At 71.3% G+C, this 18634-nt stretch carries 13 protein-coding genes; 4 read left to right on the forward strand and 9 right to left on the reverse strand.

The window, feature by feature from the left end; translation table 11 throughout:
- Positions 1-155: 155 nt before the first annotated feature.
- Positions 156-1217, reverse strand: coding sequence for an alpha/beta fold hydrolase (locus KTR66_RS23515; protein ID WP_213617078.1), 1062 nt, complete (start codon positions 1215-1217; stop codon positions 156-158).
- Between the two features lie 84 nt (positions 1218-1301).
- Between KTR66_RS23515 and KTR66_RS23520 the strand changes: the two genes are divergently transcribed.
- From KTR66_RS23520 to KTR66_RS23530, 3 genes are read left to right on the forward strand one after another with little or no spacing between them, the layout of a single operon-like run.
- Complete coding sequence (locus tag KTR66_RS23520; RefSeq protein WP_213617080.1) at positions 1302-1526, forward strand: zinc-finger domain-containing protein; 225 nt, start codon at positions 1302-1304, stop codon at positions 1524-1526.
- Entirely contained in the window at positions 1510-4296 is a 2787-nt protein-coding gene (gene polA, locus KTR66_RS23525; protein WP_249732397.1) for a DNA polymerase I, read from the forward strand. Before KTR66_RS23520 ends, polA begins: the two co-directional genes overlap by 17 nt.
- A 57-nt stretch (positions 4297-4353) precedes the next feature.
- On the forward strand, positions 4354-5553 hold the full coding sequence (locus tag KTR66_RS23530) for an MFS transporter (protein ID WP_213617084.1): 1200 nt from the start codon (positions 4354-4356) through the stop codon (positions 5551-5553).
- Positions 5554-5712: 159 nt separating this feature from the next.
- On the opposite strand, the gene KTR66_RS23535 is transcribed toward KTR66_RS23530, so the two are convergent.
- From KTR66_RS23535 to KTR66_RS23545, 3 genes are read right to left on the reverse strand one after another with little or no spacing between them, the layout of a single operon-like run.
- Entirely contained in the window at positions 5713-6270 is a 558-nt protein-coding gene (locus KTR66_RS23535) for a hypothetical protein (protein WP_213617086.1), read from the reverse strand.
- Between the two features lie 2 nt (positions 6271-6272).
- Positions 6273-7022, reverse strand: coding sequence for a hypothetical protein (locus tag KTR66_RS23540; protein WP_213617088.1), 750 nt, complete (start codon positions 7020-7022; stop codon positions 6273-6275).
- The gene (locus KTR66_RS23545; RefSeq protein ID WP_213617090.1) at positions 7022-8131 is read right to left on the reverse strand and encodes a DSD1 family PLP-dependent enzyme; all 1110 of its coding nucleotides are present in this window, start codon (positions 8129-8131) and stop codon (positions 7022-7024) included. The genes KTR66_RS23540 and KTR66_RS23545 overlap by 1 nt, the downstream gene beginning before the upstream one ends.
- A gap of 52 nt (positions 8132-8183) precedes the next feature.
- Here KTR66_RS23545 and KTR66_RS23550 point away from each other — a divergent pair, with 52 nt between their 5' ends.
- Positions 8184-9407, forward strand: coding sequence for an NAD(P)/FAD-dependent oxidoreductase (locus tag KTR66_RS23550; protein WP_213617092.1), 1224 nt, complete (start codon positions 8184-8186; stop codon positions 9405-9407).
- Here the strand turns inward: KTR66_RS23550 and KTR66_RS23555 are convergent.
- The 5 genes from KTR66_RS23555 to mutS all read right to left on the reverse strand — a co-directional run bounded on the left by KTR66_RS23555 (position 9393) and on the right by mutS (position 18485).
- Positions 9393-10448: a 2OG-Fe(II) oxygenase gene (locus KTR66_RS23555; RefSeq protein ID WP_213617094.1), complete on the reverse strand. Its 1056-nt coding sequence runs from the start codon at positions 10446-10448 to the stop codon at positions 9393-9395. The two genes, KTR66_RS23550 and KTR66_RS23555, sit on opposite strands and share 15 nt — an antisense overlap.
- 3 nt (positions 10449-10451) lie before the next feature.
- On the reverse strand, positions 10452-11453 hold the full coding sequence (gene trpS, locus KTR66_RS23560) for a tryptophan--tRNA ligase (RefSeq protein WP_213617097.1): 1002 nt from the start codon (positions 11451-11453) through the stop codon (positions 10452-10454).
- A 55-nt stretch (positions 11454-11508) separates the two neighbouring features.
- The gene (murJ, locus tag KTR66_RS23565) at positions 11509-13044 is read right to left on the reverse strand and encodes a murein biosynthesis integral membrane protein MurJ (protein ID WP_213617099.1); all 1536 of its coding nucleotides are present in this window, start codon (positions 13042-13044) and stop codon (positions 11509-11511) included.
- A 130-nt stretch (positions 13045-13174) separates the two neighbouring features.
- Positions 13175-15925, reverse strand: a complete 2751-nt coding sequence (locus tag KTR66_RS23570) for a [protein-PII] uridylyltransferase (RefSeq protein WP_249732398.1) — start codon at positions 15923-15925, stop codon at positions 13175-13177.
- Between the two features lie 22 nt (positions 15926-15947).
- Entirely contained in the window at positions 15948-18485 is a 2538-nt protein-coding gene (gene mutS / locus KTR66_RS23575) for a DNA mismatch repair protein MutS (RefSeq protein WP_213617116.1), read from the reverse strand.
- Between the last annotated feature and the right edge of the window lie 149 nt (positions 18486-18634).

The following is an 18634-nucleotide window of genomic DNA, read 5'->3' on the forward strand; positions in this document are numbered from 1 at the left end:
CTCTCGACGATGGTCCAGCACTGATAACGCCTTCCAGGGCATCGCCTCTCTCCCGAGAAACCACGCCCAAAAGCGTCAACCATCTCTCCGAACATCCGTCAGGGATGTGTCCGGTCTGAACAAGGCCTGAGGCCCCAGCCGCCGGAGGCCTCCTTTTACGGCGGCGTCCGTGCGATCCAGGCCGCGCCATCCGCCTCACGCGGGGTCGGCCGGTCCGGATGGTTCAGAAACGCCAGCACATCGCGCGCCACCTGCTCGCGCACGCCATCGCGCAGCAGCAGGTGCCAGCCCTCCCGATACAGCGCCACGCGCGGCACCCCTGCATCCCGCAGCGCGCGCCGCGCGATGGGTGTGGGCACCACCTGGTCATTCCCGCCCACCATCACCAGCGTCGGCACCGTGCGGCAGCAATCGGGGAGTGCCGCGACGGCCTGGTCCATCAGGTCCACCAGGCCCTTCACCATGTCGAAGCGCACATCGCGCAGCGTCAGCGGATCGCGCCCGAAGCGCAGCAGCGCCTCGCGATTGTCGCTGGCCGAGATGTTGGGGGCACTCGGCGGCAGCGCGACCGGCCCCAGCACATGCCCCGCCGTCCAGAGCAGCCCGCGCAGCAGGCTGGGCATATAGGCGCGCCCCCACAACGCCGGCGAGGAAAGGATGATCCCCGCCACATCGGTCCGCCGCATCGCCAGCACCACCGCACCGCCCATGCTCTCGCCCAGCAGGAAGATGGGCACGCCCGGATGCCGCGCGCGGATCAGGTCGAGCGCGGTATTGGCATCGCTCACCATGGTCTCGGCGCCGGCCCAATAGCCGCGCGGGCTGGTCCAGCCGAAGCCCCGCTGGTCATAGGCGTAGACCAGGGCGCCCCCGGCCGCGAGCATCGGCCCGCCCTCCAGCAGCATGTTGCCGCCGTGATCCGCGAGGCCATGGATCGCCAGCACCACGAATCGCGGCGCGCCTTCCGGTCGCCAGACGCGCAGCGGCAGCCGCGCGCCATCCGGCATCACCAGGAAGGATTCCGGCCGCGGCCCGGAGGGCTCGGGCGGGGGGGGTGAGGGCGCGAAGGCCCAGGCGGGCACCGGCACCCAGGGCAGGGGCGGCGCCACGAAGGGCTCGATCCCCGCCTCGCGCACCGGCGGCCCCGCGGGCACCACCACGGGCGCGCAGGCGCCGATGGTGAGCAGCGCGAGGAACAGGGCAGCCAGCAGTTTCATGCCCGTCGGATATGGCCCGCTGGCCCATCCCTGGCCAGCGGTTTATGCTCATGCCTGACCACGCGGCCAAGGATGAACACGCTGATGCGCGACCCGCAGATGACCGGCTATGCCCCCCACCCCGTCGAGGGCGTGACGCCCGAGGACGTGACCCTGGTGGACACCCGCTCCGTGTCCTGCGACGGCGGCAAGGGCGCGCTCGGCCATCCGCTCATCTGGATGCGGATCGAGCATCACGAGGTCACCTGCCCCTATTGCTCGCGCACCTATCGCCTGAAGGATGGTGCGGGCGATGACGGCCACCACTGACCTGGCCGGGGGAAGCGACCCCCACCTGATCCTGATCGACGGCAGCGGCTACATTTTCCGCGCCTTCCACGCCCTGCCGCCGATGACGCGCCCGGACGGCACGCCGGTGAACGCCGTCTTCGGCTTCGCGCAGATCCTGGAGCGCTTCCTCAGCCAGAATGTGTCCACGCATATCGCCGTCGTCTTCGACACCGCGCGCACCACCTTCCGCAACGACATCTACCCGCAATACAAGGCGCACCGCCCCGAACCGCCCGAGGAACTCGTCCCGCAATTCGCCCTGATCCGCGAGGCGACCGAGGCCTTCGGCGTCGCCAAGGTCGAGCTGCCGGGCTTCGAGGCCGATGACCTCATCGCCACCTATGCCAAGGCCTTCGAGGCGGAAGGCGGCCGCGTCACCATCGTCTCCTCCGACAAGGACCTCATGCAGCTGATCCGCGAGCGCGTGATCATGCTGGACCCGATCAAGCAGAAGCCGATCCGCGAGCCGGAAGTGCTCGAGAAATTCGGCGTGCCCCCCAACAAGGTCGCCGAAGTCCAGGCGCTGGCCGGCGATGCGACGGACAATGTCCCGGGCGTCCCCGGCATCGGCGTGAAGACGGCCGCCACGCTGCTCGCCGAGTATGGCGACCTCGAAACCCTCCTGGCTCGCGCGGGCGAGATCAAGCAGCCCAAGCGGCGCGAATTGCTGCAGACGCATGCCGAGATGGCGCGCATCTCGCTCCGCCTCGTCAGCCTGGACGACAATGCGCCGCTCCCCTGCCCCATCGAGGCGCTGCGCGCCAAGGCGCCCGAACCCGCGCGTCTCGGCGCCTTCCTGGCCGAGAACAATTTCCGCTCCCTCGCCGCGCGCCTGGGCCTGGGCGATGGCGGCGCGCCGCAACGCGCGCGCCCGGTGGAAAGCACCGCGGCGCCCGAGCCCAGCGCCGCCGCCTTCGGCCCTTACGAATGCGTGACCGACCTCGCCACGCTGCAAGGCTGGATCGCCGAGGCGCGCGAAGCCGGAATCATCGCCCTCGACACCGAGACGGACAGCCTCGACGCGCTCGCCGCGCGCCTGGTGGGCATCTGCCTCGCCGTGGCCCCCGGCCGCGCCTGCTACGTGCCGCTCCGCCATGCCGGCGCGGACATGCTCACCGAAACGCCGCCGCAGATCCCCTTCGAGGAAGCGTTGGCTACCCTCCGCCCGCTGCTGGAAGACCCCAGCGTGCTCAAGGTGCTGCACAACGCGAAATACGACCTGGAGGTGCTGGCCCAGCCCCAGAACGGCGACGGTCACGGCGGCATCAGCGTCACGCCCGTGGACGACACCATGCTCATCTCCTGCGCGCTGGAAGCGGGCGCGCATGGCCATGGCATGGATGAGCTCTCGCAGCTCCATCTCGGCCACAAGCCCATCTCCTTCGATGAGGTGACCGGCACCGGCAAGGCACGCATCAGCTTCGCGCATGTGCCCCTCGACCGCGCCACGGCCTACGCCGCCGAGGATGCCGACGTCACGCTCCGCCTCTGGCACCACCTCCGCCCCCGCCTGCGCCCCGAACGCGCGCTCGCCCTCTACGAGCAGGTGGAGCGGCGCATGATCAACGTGCTCGCCGGCATGGAGCAGGCGGGCGTGAAGGTGGACGGCGCGGAACTCGCCCGCATCGGCCAGGATTTCGCCGAGCGCCTGGTGGTGCTGGAAGCCGAGTGCCACCGCCTCGCCGGCCGCGCCTTCAATGTCGGCAGCCCCAAGCAGCTGGGCGAGATCCTCTTCGACGAGATGGGGCTGAAGGGCGGCAAGAAGGGCAAGACCGGTGCCTATTCGACGGACGCCGCCGTGCTGGAGGATTTGGCCGCGCAGGGCGCGGAACTGCCGCGCGTGGTGCTGGAATGGCGCCAGCTCGCCAAGCTGAAATCCACCTATGTCGAGGGCCTCGCCGCGCAGATCGCGCCCGATGGCCGCGTGCACACCGACTACGCCATGGCGGTGACCAGCACCGGCCGCCTGTCTTCCACCGAGCCCAATCTGCAGAACATCCCCATCCGCACCGAGGAAGGCATGCGCATCCGCCGCGCCTTCGTGGCCGAACCCGGCCATGTGCTGATGAGTGCCGACTACAGCCAGATCGAACTCCGCCTACTGGCCCACCTGGCCGAGGTGCCGACGCTGCGCGAGGCCTTCGCCAAGGGCGAGGACATCCACAGCCGCACCGCCGCGGAAATCTTCCACCTCGAACCGGGCGCCGTGGACAAGGAAGCCCGCCGCCGCGCCAAGACCATCAATTTCGGCATCATCTACGGCATGAGCGCCTTCGGCCTCGGCGCGCGGCTGGGCATCCCCGCTGGCGAGGCGCGCGGCATCATTGACGCCTATTTCGCGCAATACCCCGGCATCCGCGCCGAAATGGAACGGCTGAAGGAGGAGGCGCGCACCAACGGCTATGTCCTCTCCCCCTTCGGACGCCGCCTCTGGATCCAGAACATCAAGGCGAAGGACGCGATGCTGCGCGCGGGCGCCGAACGCCAGGCGATCAACGCCCCCTTCCAGGGCGGTGCCGCCGAGATCATCAAGCGCGCCATGGTGCGCGTGCCCATGGCGCTGCGCGACGCCGGCCTCAAATCCCGCATGCTGCTGCAGGTGCATGACGAGCTGGTGCTGGAAGTGCCCGAGGCCGAGATCGAAGCGGCCGGCGCCATCCTCCGCCGCGTGATGGAAGGTGTGGCGGAACTCCGCGTACCGCTGCTGGTGGAAGTCGGCCACGGCGCCTCCTGGGCCGAAGCGCATTGATGGTTCCGCGCCGATTCACGCCCGCGACACTGCGCGCCGCGCACGATCGGAGCTGACATGACCACCGCCTTCACCGGCGAGGAACGCCGCATCCTCGCCTCCGTCTCCGGCGCGCATTTCGTCAGCCACGTCCATATCCTCGTCCTGCCCCCGCTCTTCCCCCTGCTGCGCGACGGCATGGGCATCTCCTTCCTTGAGCTCGGCTTCGCGCTGACGGTTTTCAACATCGTCTCCGCCCTCACCCAGGCGCCCATGGGCTTCCTGGTGGATCGCGTGGGCCCGCGCCGCGCGCTGGTCGCCGGGCTGCTGCTGGGCGGCGCGGCCTTTGCGCTCGCCGCCCTCGGCGGCACCTATGCCTGGCTGCTGACAGCCATGGCCATGGCCGGCCTCGCCAACGCCGTCTATCACCCGGCCGACTACGCCATCCTCGGCTCCTCGATCGGCGAGGCGCATGTCGGCCGCGCCTTCTCCTTCCACACCTTCGCGGGCTATGCGGGCAGCGCCGTCGCCCCTGCCCTGATGCTGGGTGCCGCCAGCCTCGGCGGCGTCAGCTTCGCGCTCATCCTGGCCGGCCTGCTCGGCCCGCTGGCCGCCCTGCCCCTGCTGCGCGAGGCACTCTCCGAACGCATCCAGCCCGCCCGGCCGAAACCCGCCGCCGGCGCGCCGCGCGTGCTCAGCCCCGCCGTGCTCACGCTGCTCGGCTTCTTCATCGTGCTGGCACTGTCGAACTCCAGCATCCAGGGCTTCGCCGTCTCGGCGTGGAATGCGGCGCACGGCACCTCGCTCACCGCGGGCAATATCGCGCTCACCGCCTGGCTCGCGATGAGCGCCATCGGCGTCCTCGTCGGCGGCCATGTGGCGGACCGCACGAAGCGCCATGGCCTCGTCGCCGCCGCCGGCCTCGGCTGTGCCGCCATGCTCTTCCTCGTCGCCGGCCTCATCGCCTGGGCGCCCGTGCCGCTGATGCTGGTGATGGGCGTCTCGGGCTTCCTCTCGGGCATGATCATGCCCTCGCGCGACATGCTGGTGCGTGCCGCCGCCCCGCCGGGCCAGGCGGGTGCGGTCTTCGGCGTGGTCAGCACGGGCTTCAACATCGGCGGCATGGTCGGCCCCATCGCCTGCGGCTGGCTGCTGGACAACGGCCAGCCCGACTTCGTCTTCGTCGCCGCCGCCTCCTGCCTCGGCCTCGCGGTGGCCAGCGCGCTCTGGCAGGAGATGCGCAAGGCGCGCCGCGCGGCCCTCGCCGCCGCGGAGTAGTTTTTTCGCGCTCAAGCGCCTGGCGGGGTCTTGGCTGCCCTCAAGCGCCGGGCGCGCGCTCCGCGCGCTTGGCTTCGCCGCGCCACGGGTGCGCCGGGCCATGCGTGCGGTTGGGCGGCGCCGTCCGCTGTGCGGCCGGATTCTCTGGGCAGCGTCTGGCTACCCCCACTTCCCGCGCCACCACCGCCGCGCCGCCGCCAGCCGGCGCATGAGCGGCCCGCGCGCCCGCTTCATCCGCGCGCGCAGCGCGGCCATCCCCGCATGCACCGCCTCGCGCGCCGCCACCCAGCCCGGCAGCGCCTCCAGCGCGCGATGCCCCATCTCCACCAGCCCCGTCACCAGCGCATAGCCGCGCGCGAACCAGGCCACCTGCATCATCTTCGGCTTGGCGATGGCGAAGACGCGCGTGGAGAAGGCCGCCCCCACCACCTTGGCGCCCAGGATCACCACAGCCGCCCAGATGAAATGTCCCTCGCGCAGCAGCCAGAGCTCACCGAACTTCAGCAGAGGAATGGCAGGAATGAAGGGCAGCACGAAGACGACGACCACGGCATTCGGGCTCATGCGCGCCACGAGACGCTCCAGCCAGGCGAAGAGCGGCAGCCGCCCCAGCAGGCGGCCAAGCGACGTGAGCCAAGCCCAGAGCGTCACCTCCAGCACCGCCAGCGGCAGCGCCACCATCAGCGCCAGCGGCCGGAGCCAGCGGCGCGCACGCATCGCTATTTCCGCCGCAGGAAGACGAAATGCGCGTGGTCCTGCCAGGTGTGGCGGTCGAGGATGCGCATCTCCAGCAGTTCCAGCGCGCGCTCGAAGGCGGTTTTCGTGAAGAACCACCAATAGGGCCAGGGGCTCGGCGCGCCGCGCTCCAGATAGGGCATCATGCCGCCACCCGTCATCGGCGCGTGCTGGTCGAGCTCGAGCTGGAAGCGGTCCAGGTAATACCGCCGCAGCACCGCCCGCTCGCGCCCGCGCAGCGCCGGCAGGAACAGCGCGGACGAAGCCGGGAAGGCCACGCGCCCCTCCGCATTCTCCACCACATCCGGAATCACGACCGTATTGGTGATGAGGTATTCGCCCACCACGCGGCGCAGATTCAGGAGGCTATGGACCGGATGCGGGCAGTGATAGAGCAGCCCCGTCGCGTGCACGATGTCATGCCGCCCCAGCGCCTGCGGGAAATCCACCGCATCGATGTCCAGCCCCGGCCGCATCGCGATGTCCCGCACGCCGTGCGTCTCCGTCTCGCGCCGGAAATGTCGCCACAGCGCATGCGTCTCCGGCAGGATATCGGCCATCACCACTTCGCCCGCGCCGCAGCGCCGTGCCCAGCTGCAGCGCTCATTGCCCGATTGTTCGCCGATGCCGCCGATATCCACGAAGCTGCGGCCGGGCGCCACGGCCGCGATCCACTGGTCGATGCGGTCCTGCGCAGCGATGCGGCCCACGCCGAAAGGAGGCGGTACCGGCATCAGGCCATCGCACCCCGCGCCGCGACCGGCCAGAGGCATTCCACCCGGCCGCGCCGCACGCCCACATACCAGTCGTAGCGATCCACCGTCGGGTCGCAATGCCCCGGGATCAGCCGCAGCTTCTCGCCCAGGCGCGGCCGCAGCGCCGGGTCCTCCACCGTCAGCTTCCCATGCTCATCCGAAGCGCCGACATAGTTCACGCCCGGCCGCCCGGCGATCACCGGATAGCCGCTGTCGGTCGGCACCGCCTTGTGGCCCGCATCCACCACCGCGATGTGCGGCGTGGCGGCACTCATTACCGTCGCCAGCACGAAGAGCGCATGCCGGAAGGGCGGCGCCTCGATGTTGCGCGCGTAATCCGCATCCATGAAGGCGTAGGAGCCGGCCTGGATCTCGGTATAGACGCCGCTCGCCACCTCATGCTGGAAGCTGCCGCTGCCCGCACCGCCGACCACGGGGCAGGCGAGCCCACGCTGGCGCAGCTGCTCCACCGTGCGGCGCGAGGCCTCGACGGCGCCCGCGATCGCCGCCGCGCGGCGCTCCGGCTCGCGGATATGCTGCGCGCTGCCGTGATAGGCCTGGATGCCGCCGAAGTTCAGATGCCTGGACGCCGCGATCACCTCCGCCAGCGCCACCGCCGGCGGGCCGGCCTGCACGCCACAGCGCGCCCCGCCCACATCAATTTCCACCAGCACCGGGATGCGCACGCCCGCGGCTTCCGCGGCTTCCTCGATCGCCGCCACCTGCGCCGGATCATCCACGCAGACCGAGACCTGCGCGATGCGGGCGAGTGCCACCAGCCGGTTCAGCTTGCGCGCGCCCACCACCTGGTTCGTCACCATGATGTCCGGGATGCCGCCCCAGGCGAGGATTTCCGCCTCGCCCACCTTCTGCACGCATTGCCCGATGGCGCCGCGCGCCATCTGCAGCTTGGCCACGACCGGCGATTTATGCGTCTTCGCATGCGCGCGCAGCTTCGCCCCCGTCGGCGCCAGGAACGCCGCCATGGTGTCGAGATTGTGCTCGAAGGCATCGAGGTCGATCAGCAGCGCGGGGGTGTCCACCTCCTCCTCGCGCATGCCGGGTTCGGCGGGTGGGGCTTGCAGCATGGGCGCATTCCTTCGGGCAGCCGCACGCGCGGCTTTGCCCTATGATGCCGCCATGCACGGCCTTGATCCAGACGTCCTCATCATCGGCGCCGGTTGCGCCGGCATCGCCGCCGCCCGCGCGCTGATCGCCAGGAGCCAGAGCTGCGTGGTGCTGGAGGCGGGTGCCCGCGTCGGCGGCCGCGCCTTCACGACGCAAGCCCTGGGCGCGCCGCTCGACCTCGGCGCCACCTGGCTGCACCAGGCGCATGACAACCCGCTCACCGCCTTCATCGGCGACCACCTGGACCACGACACGGTGCGCGAGCGCCATCTGCATCTGGGTGACCGCTTCGCCACGCGCGCCGAGTTCAGCGACTACTGGCGCGCCCATCGCGCCTTCGAGGAGGCGCTGGAAGCCGCCCCCCTCACGCCCGATCGCAGCGTGATGGAGGCGGCGCCGCAAGCCGGCCCCTGGGATGCCACCATCGCGCATTGGCTGGGCTCGCAGATCAACGCGATGGAACTCACCGGCATCTCGCTGGAAGACTATGTGAAGACCGATCTCGACGGCCCGAACCTGCTCCCGCGCGAGGGCGTGGGCGGCCTCGTCGCGCGTCTCGCGGAAGGCCTGCCCATCCGGCTGAACCACGCCGTCACCCATCTCGACTGGTCCGGTCCCGGCGTCGTGGCGCGCGGGAGTTGGGGCGAGCTCCGCGCCGGCCGTGCCATCGTCACCGTCTCGAATGGCGTGCTGGCCGCGGGCGCCATCGCCTTCACGCCCGAACTGCCCGCGGCGACACGCGCGGCCATCGCCGGCCTGCCCATGGGGCTGCTGACCAAGATCGCCTTCCGCGCGAAGGGCGCCGACCGCCTGGGCATCGCGCCCTTCCACTCCGCCCGCCGCGCGGTCACGCCCGGCGCGGAACCGCCGATGAGCTGGGTCTTCTGGCCCTTCGGCGCGGATCACATCTTCGGCTTCGTCGGCGGCGCCCGCGCCTGGGACCTCTCCCGCCAGGGCCCCGCCGCCACCGAGGCCGCCGCCCGCGCCGATCTCGCCGCCATGTTCGGCCCGCGCGCCGCCGCCACGCTCGGCGAAGGACTCGTCACCGACTGGGGCGAGAACCCGCTCTTCCGCGGCAGCTACACCCATGCGCGGCCCGGCCATCACGCCTCCCGCGCCCTGCTCGCCACGCCGCTCGGCGAAGGGCGCCTCCGCTTCGCGGGCGAGGCCTGCCACAGCCGCTTCGCCGGCACCATCGCCGGCGCCTGGCTCAGCGGCGCATCAGCCGCCGGCTGAGGGCGCGGCGCCCAGGAACTTCAGGTTCTCCTCGCGGATCTTCGCCGCCGCATCGTCGTAGAGGAAGGGCAGGAAGGCGAAGCGCTCGCCCTTCGTCACCGGCAGCGCCTGGTGCAGCAGCGAGCAGGAGAACACGACCGCACCGCCCGTCGGCGCGCGATAGGCGGTGCGGCCGAATTCGGGGAAGGTCAGGTCTCCGCCCTCGAATTCCTCGGCGTTGAGGTTGATCGTGACGGCGAAGCGGCGATGCGCCGTGCCCTTCGTCGTGTTGTCGCGATGCGCCGCGAAATGCCCGCCCTCATCGGCGCGATAGCAGGCGACGAGATAGCGCTCGAGCCGTGTGACGCGGAACTGGAAGGCCTTCTGGATCTCCGGCACCAGGCGGCGCGAAAGCCGGGCGCGCAGCGTGGCCTGCATCTGCTCATCCTCGATCAGATGGTCGCGCCGCACCTTGAAGCCCGGGTCATGCACGCCGACGGTGCGGCCGCCCACCTCCCGCATGAAGCCCGAGGCCTCGCCGCCCGCCGCGCGGTATCGCGCGATGAGTTCGCGGCACAGCTCCGGCTCGAAGAGGCGCGGCACGATCAGCGCGGGGGCTGGCGCCGCCACGCCCGCATGCAGCGCGGGCGGCGGCAGGCGGGCCAGCAGCGCGAGCATCGCCGCCGTCTCCGTCAGCGGCCAGCGCGCGAAGAGCCGCTGCGTCGGGTCCAGCAGAAGCCAGCCGGGCCCGTCCAGCGCCGCCGTCACCGCACCCGTCTGGTCCCAGATCGCGCGGTAGTGCGGGATATGCTGCGGCACCCGCGCGGCGGCGCGATCTTCCGCATCGGCGCTGATCAGCAGCGCCGCGCGCTGATGCGCGTCCAGCACCGGGAGCGCGCCGGCGGCGAAATCGCGCAGCGCGGCCGCGGCCTCGGGCGAGGCGGCGCTCCCCAGCACCCCCAGAAGCAGCCACCGCCCGCCCGTCGCCTGCAGGCTGTAGCGCGGATTGCCGTCGGAGGGCGCGATCCAGTTGGGCACCGGATCGCCGGGGAGCAGCGCCATCGCCTATCGCCGTGGCAGGAAACCCATCGCCTGCTTCACCTCGGCGAGGATCGGGTTGGCGATGGCCTCGGCCTTCTCCGCCCCCCGCCGCAGCGCGGCGTCGAGCGAGGCCGTGTCCTCCAGCAGGCGCAGCATCTCCGTGCGGATGGGGCTCAGATGCGCCACCAGCGCCTCGGTCAGCACCTCCTTGAAGGCCCCGAAGCCCTGGCCCTCATGCTCGCGCAGCACGTTCTCCGGCATCGTGCCGGTGATGGCGGCCAGGATGCCGACCAGGTTGCGCGCCTCGGGCCGGGCCTCCAGCTGCTGCATATGGCCCGGGATGGGCTCCGCATCCGTCTTGGCACGGCGGATCTTCAGCGCGATCGCGTCATTGTCGTCATTGAGGTTGATGCGCGACTGGTCCGAGGGGTCGGACTTCGACATCTTCTTCGTGCCATCGCGCAGGCTCATCACGCGGGCGGCCACACCCATGATGTGCGGCTCGATGCGCGGAAACAGCTTCACGCCGTAATCGTGGTTGAACTTCTCCGCGATGTCGTTGGCCAGTTCCAGGTGCTGGCGCTGGTCATCGCCCACCGGCACGCTGGTCGCCTTGTAGGCCAGGATGTCGGCGGCCATGAGGTTCGGATAGACATAAAGGCCCGCACTCGCCGCCTCGCGGTCCTTGCCGGCCTTGTCCTTGAACTGCGTCATGCGGTTCAGCCAGCCCAGGCGGGCGATGCAGTTGAAGATCCAGCCGAGCTCGGCATGCGCCGGCACATGGCTCTGCACGAAGAGGATGCATTTCTCGGGGCTGAGGCCGCAGGCCAGCAGGGCGGCGGCCATCTCACGCGTCTGCGCCAGCAGCTGCGCCGGCTCCTGGAAGACGGTGATGGCGTGCAGGTCCACGATGCAGAAGAGGCTCTCATGCTGGTCCTGCATCGGCACCCAATTGCGGATGGCGCCGAGATAATTGCCCAGGGTGGGAACGCCGGAAGGCTGGATGCCGGAAAACACGCGCTGCATGAAACGAAACCTGTGTGAATGACGGCCAGAGGGTTTGCGCGGCTGGGCGCGCCGGTCAAGTCTTGCGACGAATCAGCCGCCGGATCTCCCGCAGATCCAGGCCGCCGGAGAGCTGCGCCAGCCCGAAATAGGCCCCCGCCCCCAGCCCGCAGATCACGCCGAGCCACAGCATGCCCGAAAGCCCCGCCCCCGGCGCCAGCCAGGCCGCCAGCGCCAGCAGCGCGGCCCCCATGGCCAGCGCCGCGCCCAGCAGCCGCGGCGCCGTCCGCCGCAGCCGCCGGTCCGCCACCCAATGCCCGCGCCGGTGCAGCACGAAGGCCAAAAGCCCCGCATTGGCCCAGGCGGCGAGCGTGGTGGAGAGCGCGACCCCCACATGCTGCAGCGGCCCCATCAGCACCAGGTTCAGGGCAAGGTTCAGCGCCACGCAGCCAATGCCGATCTTCACCGGCGTCGCCGTGTCGCCCCGCGCGAAGAAGCCGGGGACAAAGACCTTCACCAGCACGAAGGCCGGCAGGCCCAGCGCATAGGCCATCAGCGCCTGGGAGGTCGCCCGCGCCTCGGCCGGCCCGAAGGCGCCGCGCTGGAACAGCGCGCTGAGGATGGGCAGCGCCAGCGCCGCCAAGGCCACCGCCGCCGGCACCGCCAGCACCAGCGCGATCTCCACCGCCCGGTTCAGGCTGCGATGCGCCGAGAGCGGCTGCCCCGCATGGATCTGCCGGGCCAGCAGCGGCAGCAGCGCGGTGGCCACCGCCGCGCCGATGACCCCCAGCGGCAGCTGCGCGACCCGGTCCGCATAATAGAGGAAGGATACGGCACCGGCCGGCAGGAAGGAGGCGATGATCACGTCGATCGCGAGGTTGAGCTGCGTCACCCCCGCCCCCACCAGCCCCGGCCCCATGCGCCGCAGCACCTGCCGCACCTCCGGCGCCATGGAGGGCCGCTGCACCGGGTTGAGCGCCATGCCCGCCCGCGCGCAGGCCCACCAGACGAAGCCGAGCTGCACCACGCCCGAGAGCGTCACACCCCAGGCCAGCGCATGCGCGGGCGTCGCCACGAAGGGGGCAAGCGCGAAGAGCGCGATCATCGAGAGCAGGTTGAAGAAGATCGGCGCCGCCGCGGCCGCCGCGAACTTGCCCAGCGCATTCAGCACGCCGCTCACCAGCGCCGTCAGGCAGATCAGCAGAAGATAGGGAAAGGTGATGCGCGTGAGCTCGACGGCGAGCGCGAAGACCTCCGGCCGGTCGCCAAAGCCGGGTGCCAGCACCGCCAGGAATTGCGGCATGAAGATCAGCCCAAGCCCGGTCAGCAAAGCGAGCCACAGCACCATCAGCGTCGCCATGCGCTCGGCCAGCGCCTGTGCCGCGGCCGGGCCGCGCTGCGTCAGCAATTGCGCGAAGGCGGGCACGAAGGCCGCGTTGAAGGCCCCTTCGCCAAAGAGCCGGCGGAACAGGTTGGGCAGCTTGAGGGCCACGAAGAAGGCATCGGCCATGGGGCCGGCGCCCAGCCTGGCTGCGATCAGCATGTCGCGCAGGAAGCCGAGCAGGCGGCTCACCATGGTCCAGCCGCCGACGGTGGCGATGGCGCGGAACATCAGGCCAAAGGCAAGGGGCTCTGCCCCTTGGACCCCGGCAAAGGACCAGTCCTTTGCAATCCAACAAATGGGGTCTGGGGCCCCGGCCCCAGCGGGTCCAGGGCAGCGCCCTGGCCTTGGCCGCGAAGCATCAGCTCGGCGCGGCCGCTTCGCGATAGGGCGAAGGCCCGCCCCCCGGCGCATCGGGCGGCGTCAGCGCCTCCAGGAGCGCCGCGCGCAGCGGGCCGAGCTTGCGCTCATTCTCCACCTTCAGCCCGAAGACGTCCTTCACATAGAAGACGTCCACCGCCCGCACGCCATAGGTGGTGATATGCGCGGAGGCGATCTGCAGCCCCTGCTCGCTGATCGCGGCCGTCACGTCATGCAGCAGGCCCGGCCGGTCGCGGCCATTCACCTCGATCAGCGTGTGCGTATTGGAGGCGAAATTGTCCACCACCACGCGCGGCGGCACCGTCACGGCCGCGAGGCGCGCCGGCTCCCGCCGCACCTTGCGGATCTCGGCCGCGAGCTTGAGCCTGCCCGACAGCGCCTGCTCGATCAGCACGGCCAGCCGCGCGAGCCGATGCGGCGCGTCGAACAGCCCGCCCGCGCTGTCCTGCACCCAGAAGGTGTCGAGCGCCATGCCATTGGTCAGCGTGTGGATGCGCGCATCCACGATGGAAGCGCCGGCCACGGCCAAGGCACCCGAGATGCGGCTGAACAGCCCCGGATGGTCGCTGCAATAGACGGTGACTTCCGTCACGCCGCGATCCGCCAGCACGCGGGTGCGCACGGTGAGCGGCGCCTGCTCGGCCTCCGCCTCGCGGATCATGCCGGCATGGCGCGCATGCGTCTCGGCATCGAAGGACAGCCAGTAGCCGGGATAGCCCAGGCCCATGAACAACTCGGTCTCGGCCTTGGAGAAGCCGATCAGCATGGCCGCCGCCGCCTCCTTCGCGCGGGCCACGCGCACGTCACGTTCCGGCACCGTCATGCCGCCGGCCAGCACCTCGCTCACGCGCCAATAGACCTCGCGCAGCAGCGTCGCCTTCCAGGCATTCCAGACGCGCGGCCCGACCGCGCGCATGTCGGCCACCGTCAGCACCAGCAGCAGGCGCAGACGTTCGGGCGACTGCACCTGGTCGGCGATGTCGAGGATGGTCTTGGGGTCCTCGATATCCCGCTTGAAGGCGGTCTGGCTCACCAGCAGATGATGCAGCACGAGCCAGGAGACGGTCTCCGTCTCCTCCGCGCTCATGCCGAGGCGCGGGCAGATCTCCTGCGCGAGGCGCGCGCCGATCTCGCTGTGATCGCCCCCGCGCCCCTTGGCGATATCGTGCAGCAGCGTCGCCACGAAGAGCGCCCGGCGCGATTGCAGCTGCCCCATCAGCTCGGTGGCAACGGGGGCGATCTCGTGCAGATCGCCCTGCTCCACCTGCTTCAGGATGCCGATCGCCTCGATCGTGTGCTCATCCACGGTAAACACGTGGTAGGTGTCGAACTGCATCAGCCCGACGATGCGCGCCCATTCCGGCACGAAGCGGCTGAGGAAGCCCGCCTCGTTCAAGAGGCGCAGCCATTTGGCGGCGTCCTTGCCCATCAGCAGGTCGATGAAGATGGCACTCGCCTCGGCATCGCCGCGCAGCCGGTCGGCCCGCCGCGAATGGCGGATCAGCGCGCGGATGGCGAGCGGATGGATGTCGAGGCAGCGATCCCGCGCCGCCTTGACGATGCGCAGCATCAGGATGGGCTCGCGCCCGAAATCGCGATCGGGCGGGGCCGCCACCAGCTTGCCATCCGCGAAGGCGAGGCCCAGTTCCGCCAGCCCCTCATCGCCGCCGCGCCGGGTCGCGGGCGGGCCCAGCGCCGCGCGCTCGATCGCGGGCTCCAGCACGCGGGAGAGGCGGACCACCTCGCGCGCCGTCAGGAAGAGGTGCTTCATCAGCCGCTCGGCGCCGTCCTGCGTGCCGTGGCGGGTATAGCCCATGCGGGCGGCCACCACCGGCTGCAGGTCGAAGGTCAGGCGCTCCTCGGCGCGGCCGGTGACGTAGTGCAGGTGAAAGCGCAGCGTCCAGAGGAAGTCCCAGGCGCGCTTCACGGCCCGCGCCTCGCCCTCGGTCAGCAGCCCGCCGCCCGGGCTGTCGGGCCCCACCAGCTCCGGCATGCGGGAGACGCCGAAGGCGTAGCGCGCGAGCCAGTAGAGCGTCTGGAGGTCCCGCAGGCCGCCCCGGCCTTCCTTCACATGCGGCTCGACCAGGAAGGGGCTGTCGCCATAGCGCGCATGGCGCGCGGCGCGCTCGGTCCGCTTGGCGGCGAGGAAGGGTGCCAGCCCCCCCTCCTCCCGCAGCTTGGCGAACTCGGCCCGGAACTCGGCAAACAGCTCGGCGTCACCCGCCAGGAAGCGGGCATCCACCAGAGCGGTGAGGATGGTGGCGTCCCGGAGCCCCTCGCTGATGCATTCCTTGGGGCTTCGCGTCGCATGCCCGACCTTCAGCCCCAGATCCCAGAGCAGGTAGAGCATGAACTCGATCATGCGGCGCGTGCGGGGCCCGGGCTCGCGATCCGTCAGGAAGAGCAGGTCGATGTCGGAATGCGGCGCCAGAACCCCGCGGCCATAGCCGCCGGTCGCCACCAGCGCGTAGTCCACGCTGCGCGCGCCCACCGTGCTGGGCACCATCGCCGCCGCGTAATCCTGGATCACCAGCATCATCGCGTCCATGTGCTGGCCCTGGCGCCGTGCGGCGGAGAGCCCATGGATCTCGCGTGATTCGAAGGCACGCTGGACCTGGCCCTGCATGCGGCCAAGCTCCCGCCGCAACAGGCCCAGCGCCAGGTCGCGCGCGATGGGCGCGCCGCCGGGAAGCAGCTGGTCCTGCAAGCATTGCTCGGCCGTTTCGGCCATCGCGGTCCTCATGACCGTCACACTACAGAGCTTCCTTGCCCTCCGCGAGTGCCTTCAGGTTGTAAAGCGCGTCCTGCGCCTCGCGTGGTGACAGGGTGTCAATGTCGAGCGCGGCGAGGGCCGCCAGCGCCGGATGCGCGGGGGCCACCGGCGCGCGCGCGAAGAGCGGCATCTCCTGCGCCAGCGGGTCGGCGCCCGCCGCCGCCCGGGCCTCGAGCTGCGCGAGCACGGAGGCCGCACGCTTCAGCACCGGCGCGGGCACGCCCGCCAGCTTCGCCACATGCACGCCCCAGCTCTTCTCGGCCGCCCCAGGTGCTACGGCATGCTGGAACACCACCTCGCCCCGCCACTCCCGCACCTGCATGGCGGCCAGCCGCAGCTCGGGCAGCTTCTCCGAGAGCGCGGTCAGCTCGTGGAAATGGGTCGCGAAGAGCGTGCGGCAGCGGATGCGGTCATGCAGCGCCTCGAGCACCGCCGTCGCGATGGCCAGCCCATCCCAGGTCGCGGTCCCGCGCCCCACCTCGTCCAGCACGACCAGGCTGCGCGGCCCGGCCTGGTTGAGGATGGCCGCCGTCTCCGTCATCTCGACCATGAAGGTGGAGCGCCCGCCGGCCAGGTCATCCGCCGCCCCCACCCGGCTGAAGAGGCGATCCACCAGCCCCACCCGCGCCGCCGCCGCCGGCAGAAAGAGCCCCGCCTGCGCCAGGATCACCATCAGCGCGTTCTGCCTGAGCCAGGTGGATTTGCCCGCCATGTTCGGCCCCGTCAGCAGGCAGAGCCGCCGCCCGGGCGAGAGGTCGCAATCATTGGGCACGAAGGCCGGCCCGCGGGCGCGGCGGAGTGCCGCCTCCACCACCGGGTGCCGCCCCGCCTCGATGGCGAAATCCGGCCGCTCGGTCAGTTCCGGCCGGCACCAGGCGCCCTCGGTGGCGAGTTCCGCGCTCGCCGCCAGGACGTCGAGGGCGGCCATCTCCCGCGCGGCGGCGGCGATGGCTTCCGCATCGGCCAGGATCAAGCGGCGCAGATGGGCGATGACCAGCCGCTCGCGCCGCGCCGCCTGCTCGCCCGCTTCCGAGAGCCGCCGGTCGAGGGCCGCCAGCGCGGCGCAGGTGAAGCGATGCGCATTCGCCATGGATTGCCGATGGATCGGTGCCAGATCGCCCGTGGCCGTGGCGGGCGCCGCGCGCAGCAGCTTCTCGCCGGCGGCCGACGGCACCTCGGCCAGATAGCCCAGCTGCTGGTGATGCCGGATCTTGAGTGCCGCGATGCCCCAGGCCTGGGCCAGTTCCACCTGCATCGCCGCGATGGCGCCGCGTGCATCATCCCGCAGGCGGCGCAGCGCATCCAGCTCGCCATCATAGCCGGGCGCCGCCACGCCCCCATCATCCAGCCGCGCGGGCAGGTCGGCCGCCAGCGCGCGGGCCAGTTCGGCCGCCGTGGCCGGGGCGGCGCCGAGCGGGGTGACGGCTTCGGCCAGCAGCGCCGGCGTGGCGGCCTCCAGCGCGGTGGCCAGCTGCGCCGCGCGCTGCAGCCCGTCCCGGATGGCGCCGAGGTCGCGGGGCGAGAAGCGTTCCAGGCTGATCCGCGCCAGGGCGCGCGCCATGTCGGGCGCGCCCTTCAAGGCCGCGCGCAGCTTCGCGCGCAGCGCCTTGTCCTCCCGCAGGGCCGCCACCGCGTCATGCCGCGCGCGGATCGCGGGCAGGTCATCCAGGGGCGCCGCGAGCCGCGCCGCCAGCTCCCGCGCGCCCGGCCCGGTCAGCGTGCGATCCACGGCGGCCAGCAGCGAAGCGCCGCGCGGCCCCTCCAGGATATCGAGGCTGCGCCGTGTGGCCGCATCCAGCAGCAGCACGCCGCGCGCGCCCTCCGGCACCGGCGGCGAAAGCCGCGGCAGGCTGCCATTGTTCACCGCCCGCACATACTCGACGGCCATGGCGGCGGCCGCCACCTCCTCCGCGCTGAACTGGCCGAAGCCCTCGAGCGAGCCCGCGCCCAGCGCCGCCGCCAGCCGCCCTTCCGCGTCGCGCGGCGGCAAAGCGGGGATGGCACCCTCGATGCCCAGCGACTCCTCGGCCAGGATCTCGGCCGGGGCGAGCCGCGCGATGAGGGCCGCCGGCTCCGCCCCCTTCTGCGTGTGGAACAGCCCGGTGGTGACATCGAGCCAGGCCGCACCCCCCGGCACCAAGGCCAGCAGCCAGGCCGGCCGCGCCGCGTCCAGCAGCGCCTCCTCCGTCGCCGTGCCGGGGGTGACGACACGAATGATCTCGCGGTTCAGCGTGGCGGCTTTCCTCGCCTTCGCCTCCTCCGGCGTCTCGGTCTGCTCGCAGATGGCGACGCGAAATCCACGACGGATCAGCCGCGCCAGATAGGCCTCATGGCTGTGCACCGGCACGCCGCACATCGGGATCGGCCGCCCCTGATGCTCGCCGCGATGGGTGAGCGCGATGCCCAAGGCCTCGCTCGCGGCTTCGGCATCCTCGTGGAAGAGCTCGTAGAAATCGCCCATCCGGAAGAAGACGAGCGCGGCCCCGGCCGTGGCCTTGGCCGCGAACCATTGCGCCATCGCGGGCGTCGCACCATCGGCGGAACGGGGATTCGACACGGAGCGGAAATAGCCGAGCCCGGACGTGCCGCGAAGGGGCGGCTTTCGCTTCCACCCCGCCGCAGGCTAAAAAGGAAGCTTCCAATGCCCGGGATGAGGAAGCGACAGGA

Source organism: Roseococcus sp. SDR (genome assembly GCF_019083995.1).
GTDB lineage: Bacteria > Pseudomonadota > Alphaproteobacteria > Acetobacterales > Acetobacteraceae > Roseococcus.

Coding starts and splice junctions, on each gene's coding strand:
- KTR66_RS23535 (WP_213617086.1), bottom strand. CDS start 6,270: ATGCGTGCGCGCCGCTGGCTCCGGCCGCTGGCGCTGATGGTGGCGCTG.
- mutS (WP_213617116.1), bottom strand. CDS start 18,485: ATGGCGCAATGGTTCGCGGCCAAGGCCACGGCCGGGGCCGCGCTCGTC.
- murJ (WP_213617099.1), bottom strand. CDS start 13,044: ATGTTCCGCGCCATCGCCACCGTCGGCGGCTGGACCATGGTGAGCCGC.
- KTR66_RS23545 (WP_213617090.1), bottom strand. CDS start 8,131: ATGCTGCAAGCCCCACCCGCCGAACCCGGCATGCGCGAGGAGGAGGTG.
- trpS (WP_213617097.1), bottom strand. CDS start 11,453: ATGCAGCGCGTGTTTTCCGGCATCCAGCCTTCCGGCGTTCCCACCCTG.
- KTR66_RS23515 (WP_213617078.1), bottom strand. CDS start 1,217: ATGAAACTGCTGGCTGCCCTGTTCCTCGCGCTGCTCACCATCGGCGCC.
- KTR66_RS23520 (WP_213617080.1), top strand. CDS start 1,302: ATGCGCGACCCGCAGATGACCGGCTATGCCCCCCACCCCGTCGAGGGC.
- KTR66_RS23570 (WP_249732398.1), bottom strand. CDS start 15,925: ATGGCCGAAACGGCCGAGCAATGCTTGCAGGACCAGCTGCTTCCCGGC.
- KTR66_RS23555 (WP_213617094.1), bottom strand. CDS start 10,448: ATGGCGCTGCTCCCCGGCGATCCGGTGCCCAACTGGATCGCGCCCTCC.
- polA (WP_249732397.1), top strand. CDS start 1,510: ATGACGGCCACCACTGACCTGGCCGGGGGAAGCGACCCCCACCTGATC.
- KTR66_RS23540 (WP_213617088.1), bottom strand. CDS start 7,022: ATGCCGGTACCGCCTCCTTTCGGCGTGGGCCGCATCGCTGCGCAGGAC.
- KTR66_RS23530 (WP_213617084.1), top strand. CDS start 4,354: ATGACCACCGCCTTCACCGGCGAGGAACGCCGCATCCTCGCCTCCGTC.
- KTR66_RS23550 (WP_213617092.1), top strand. CDS start 8,184: ATGCACGGCCTTGATCCAGACGTCCTCATCATCGGCGCCGGTTGCGCC.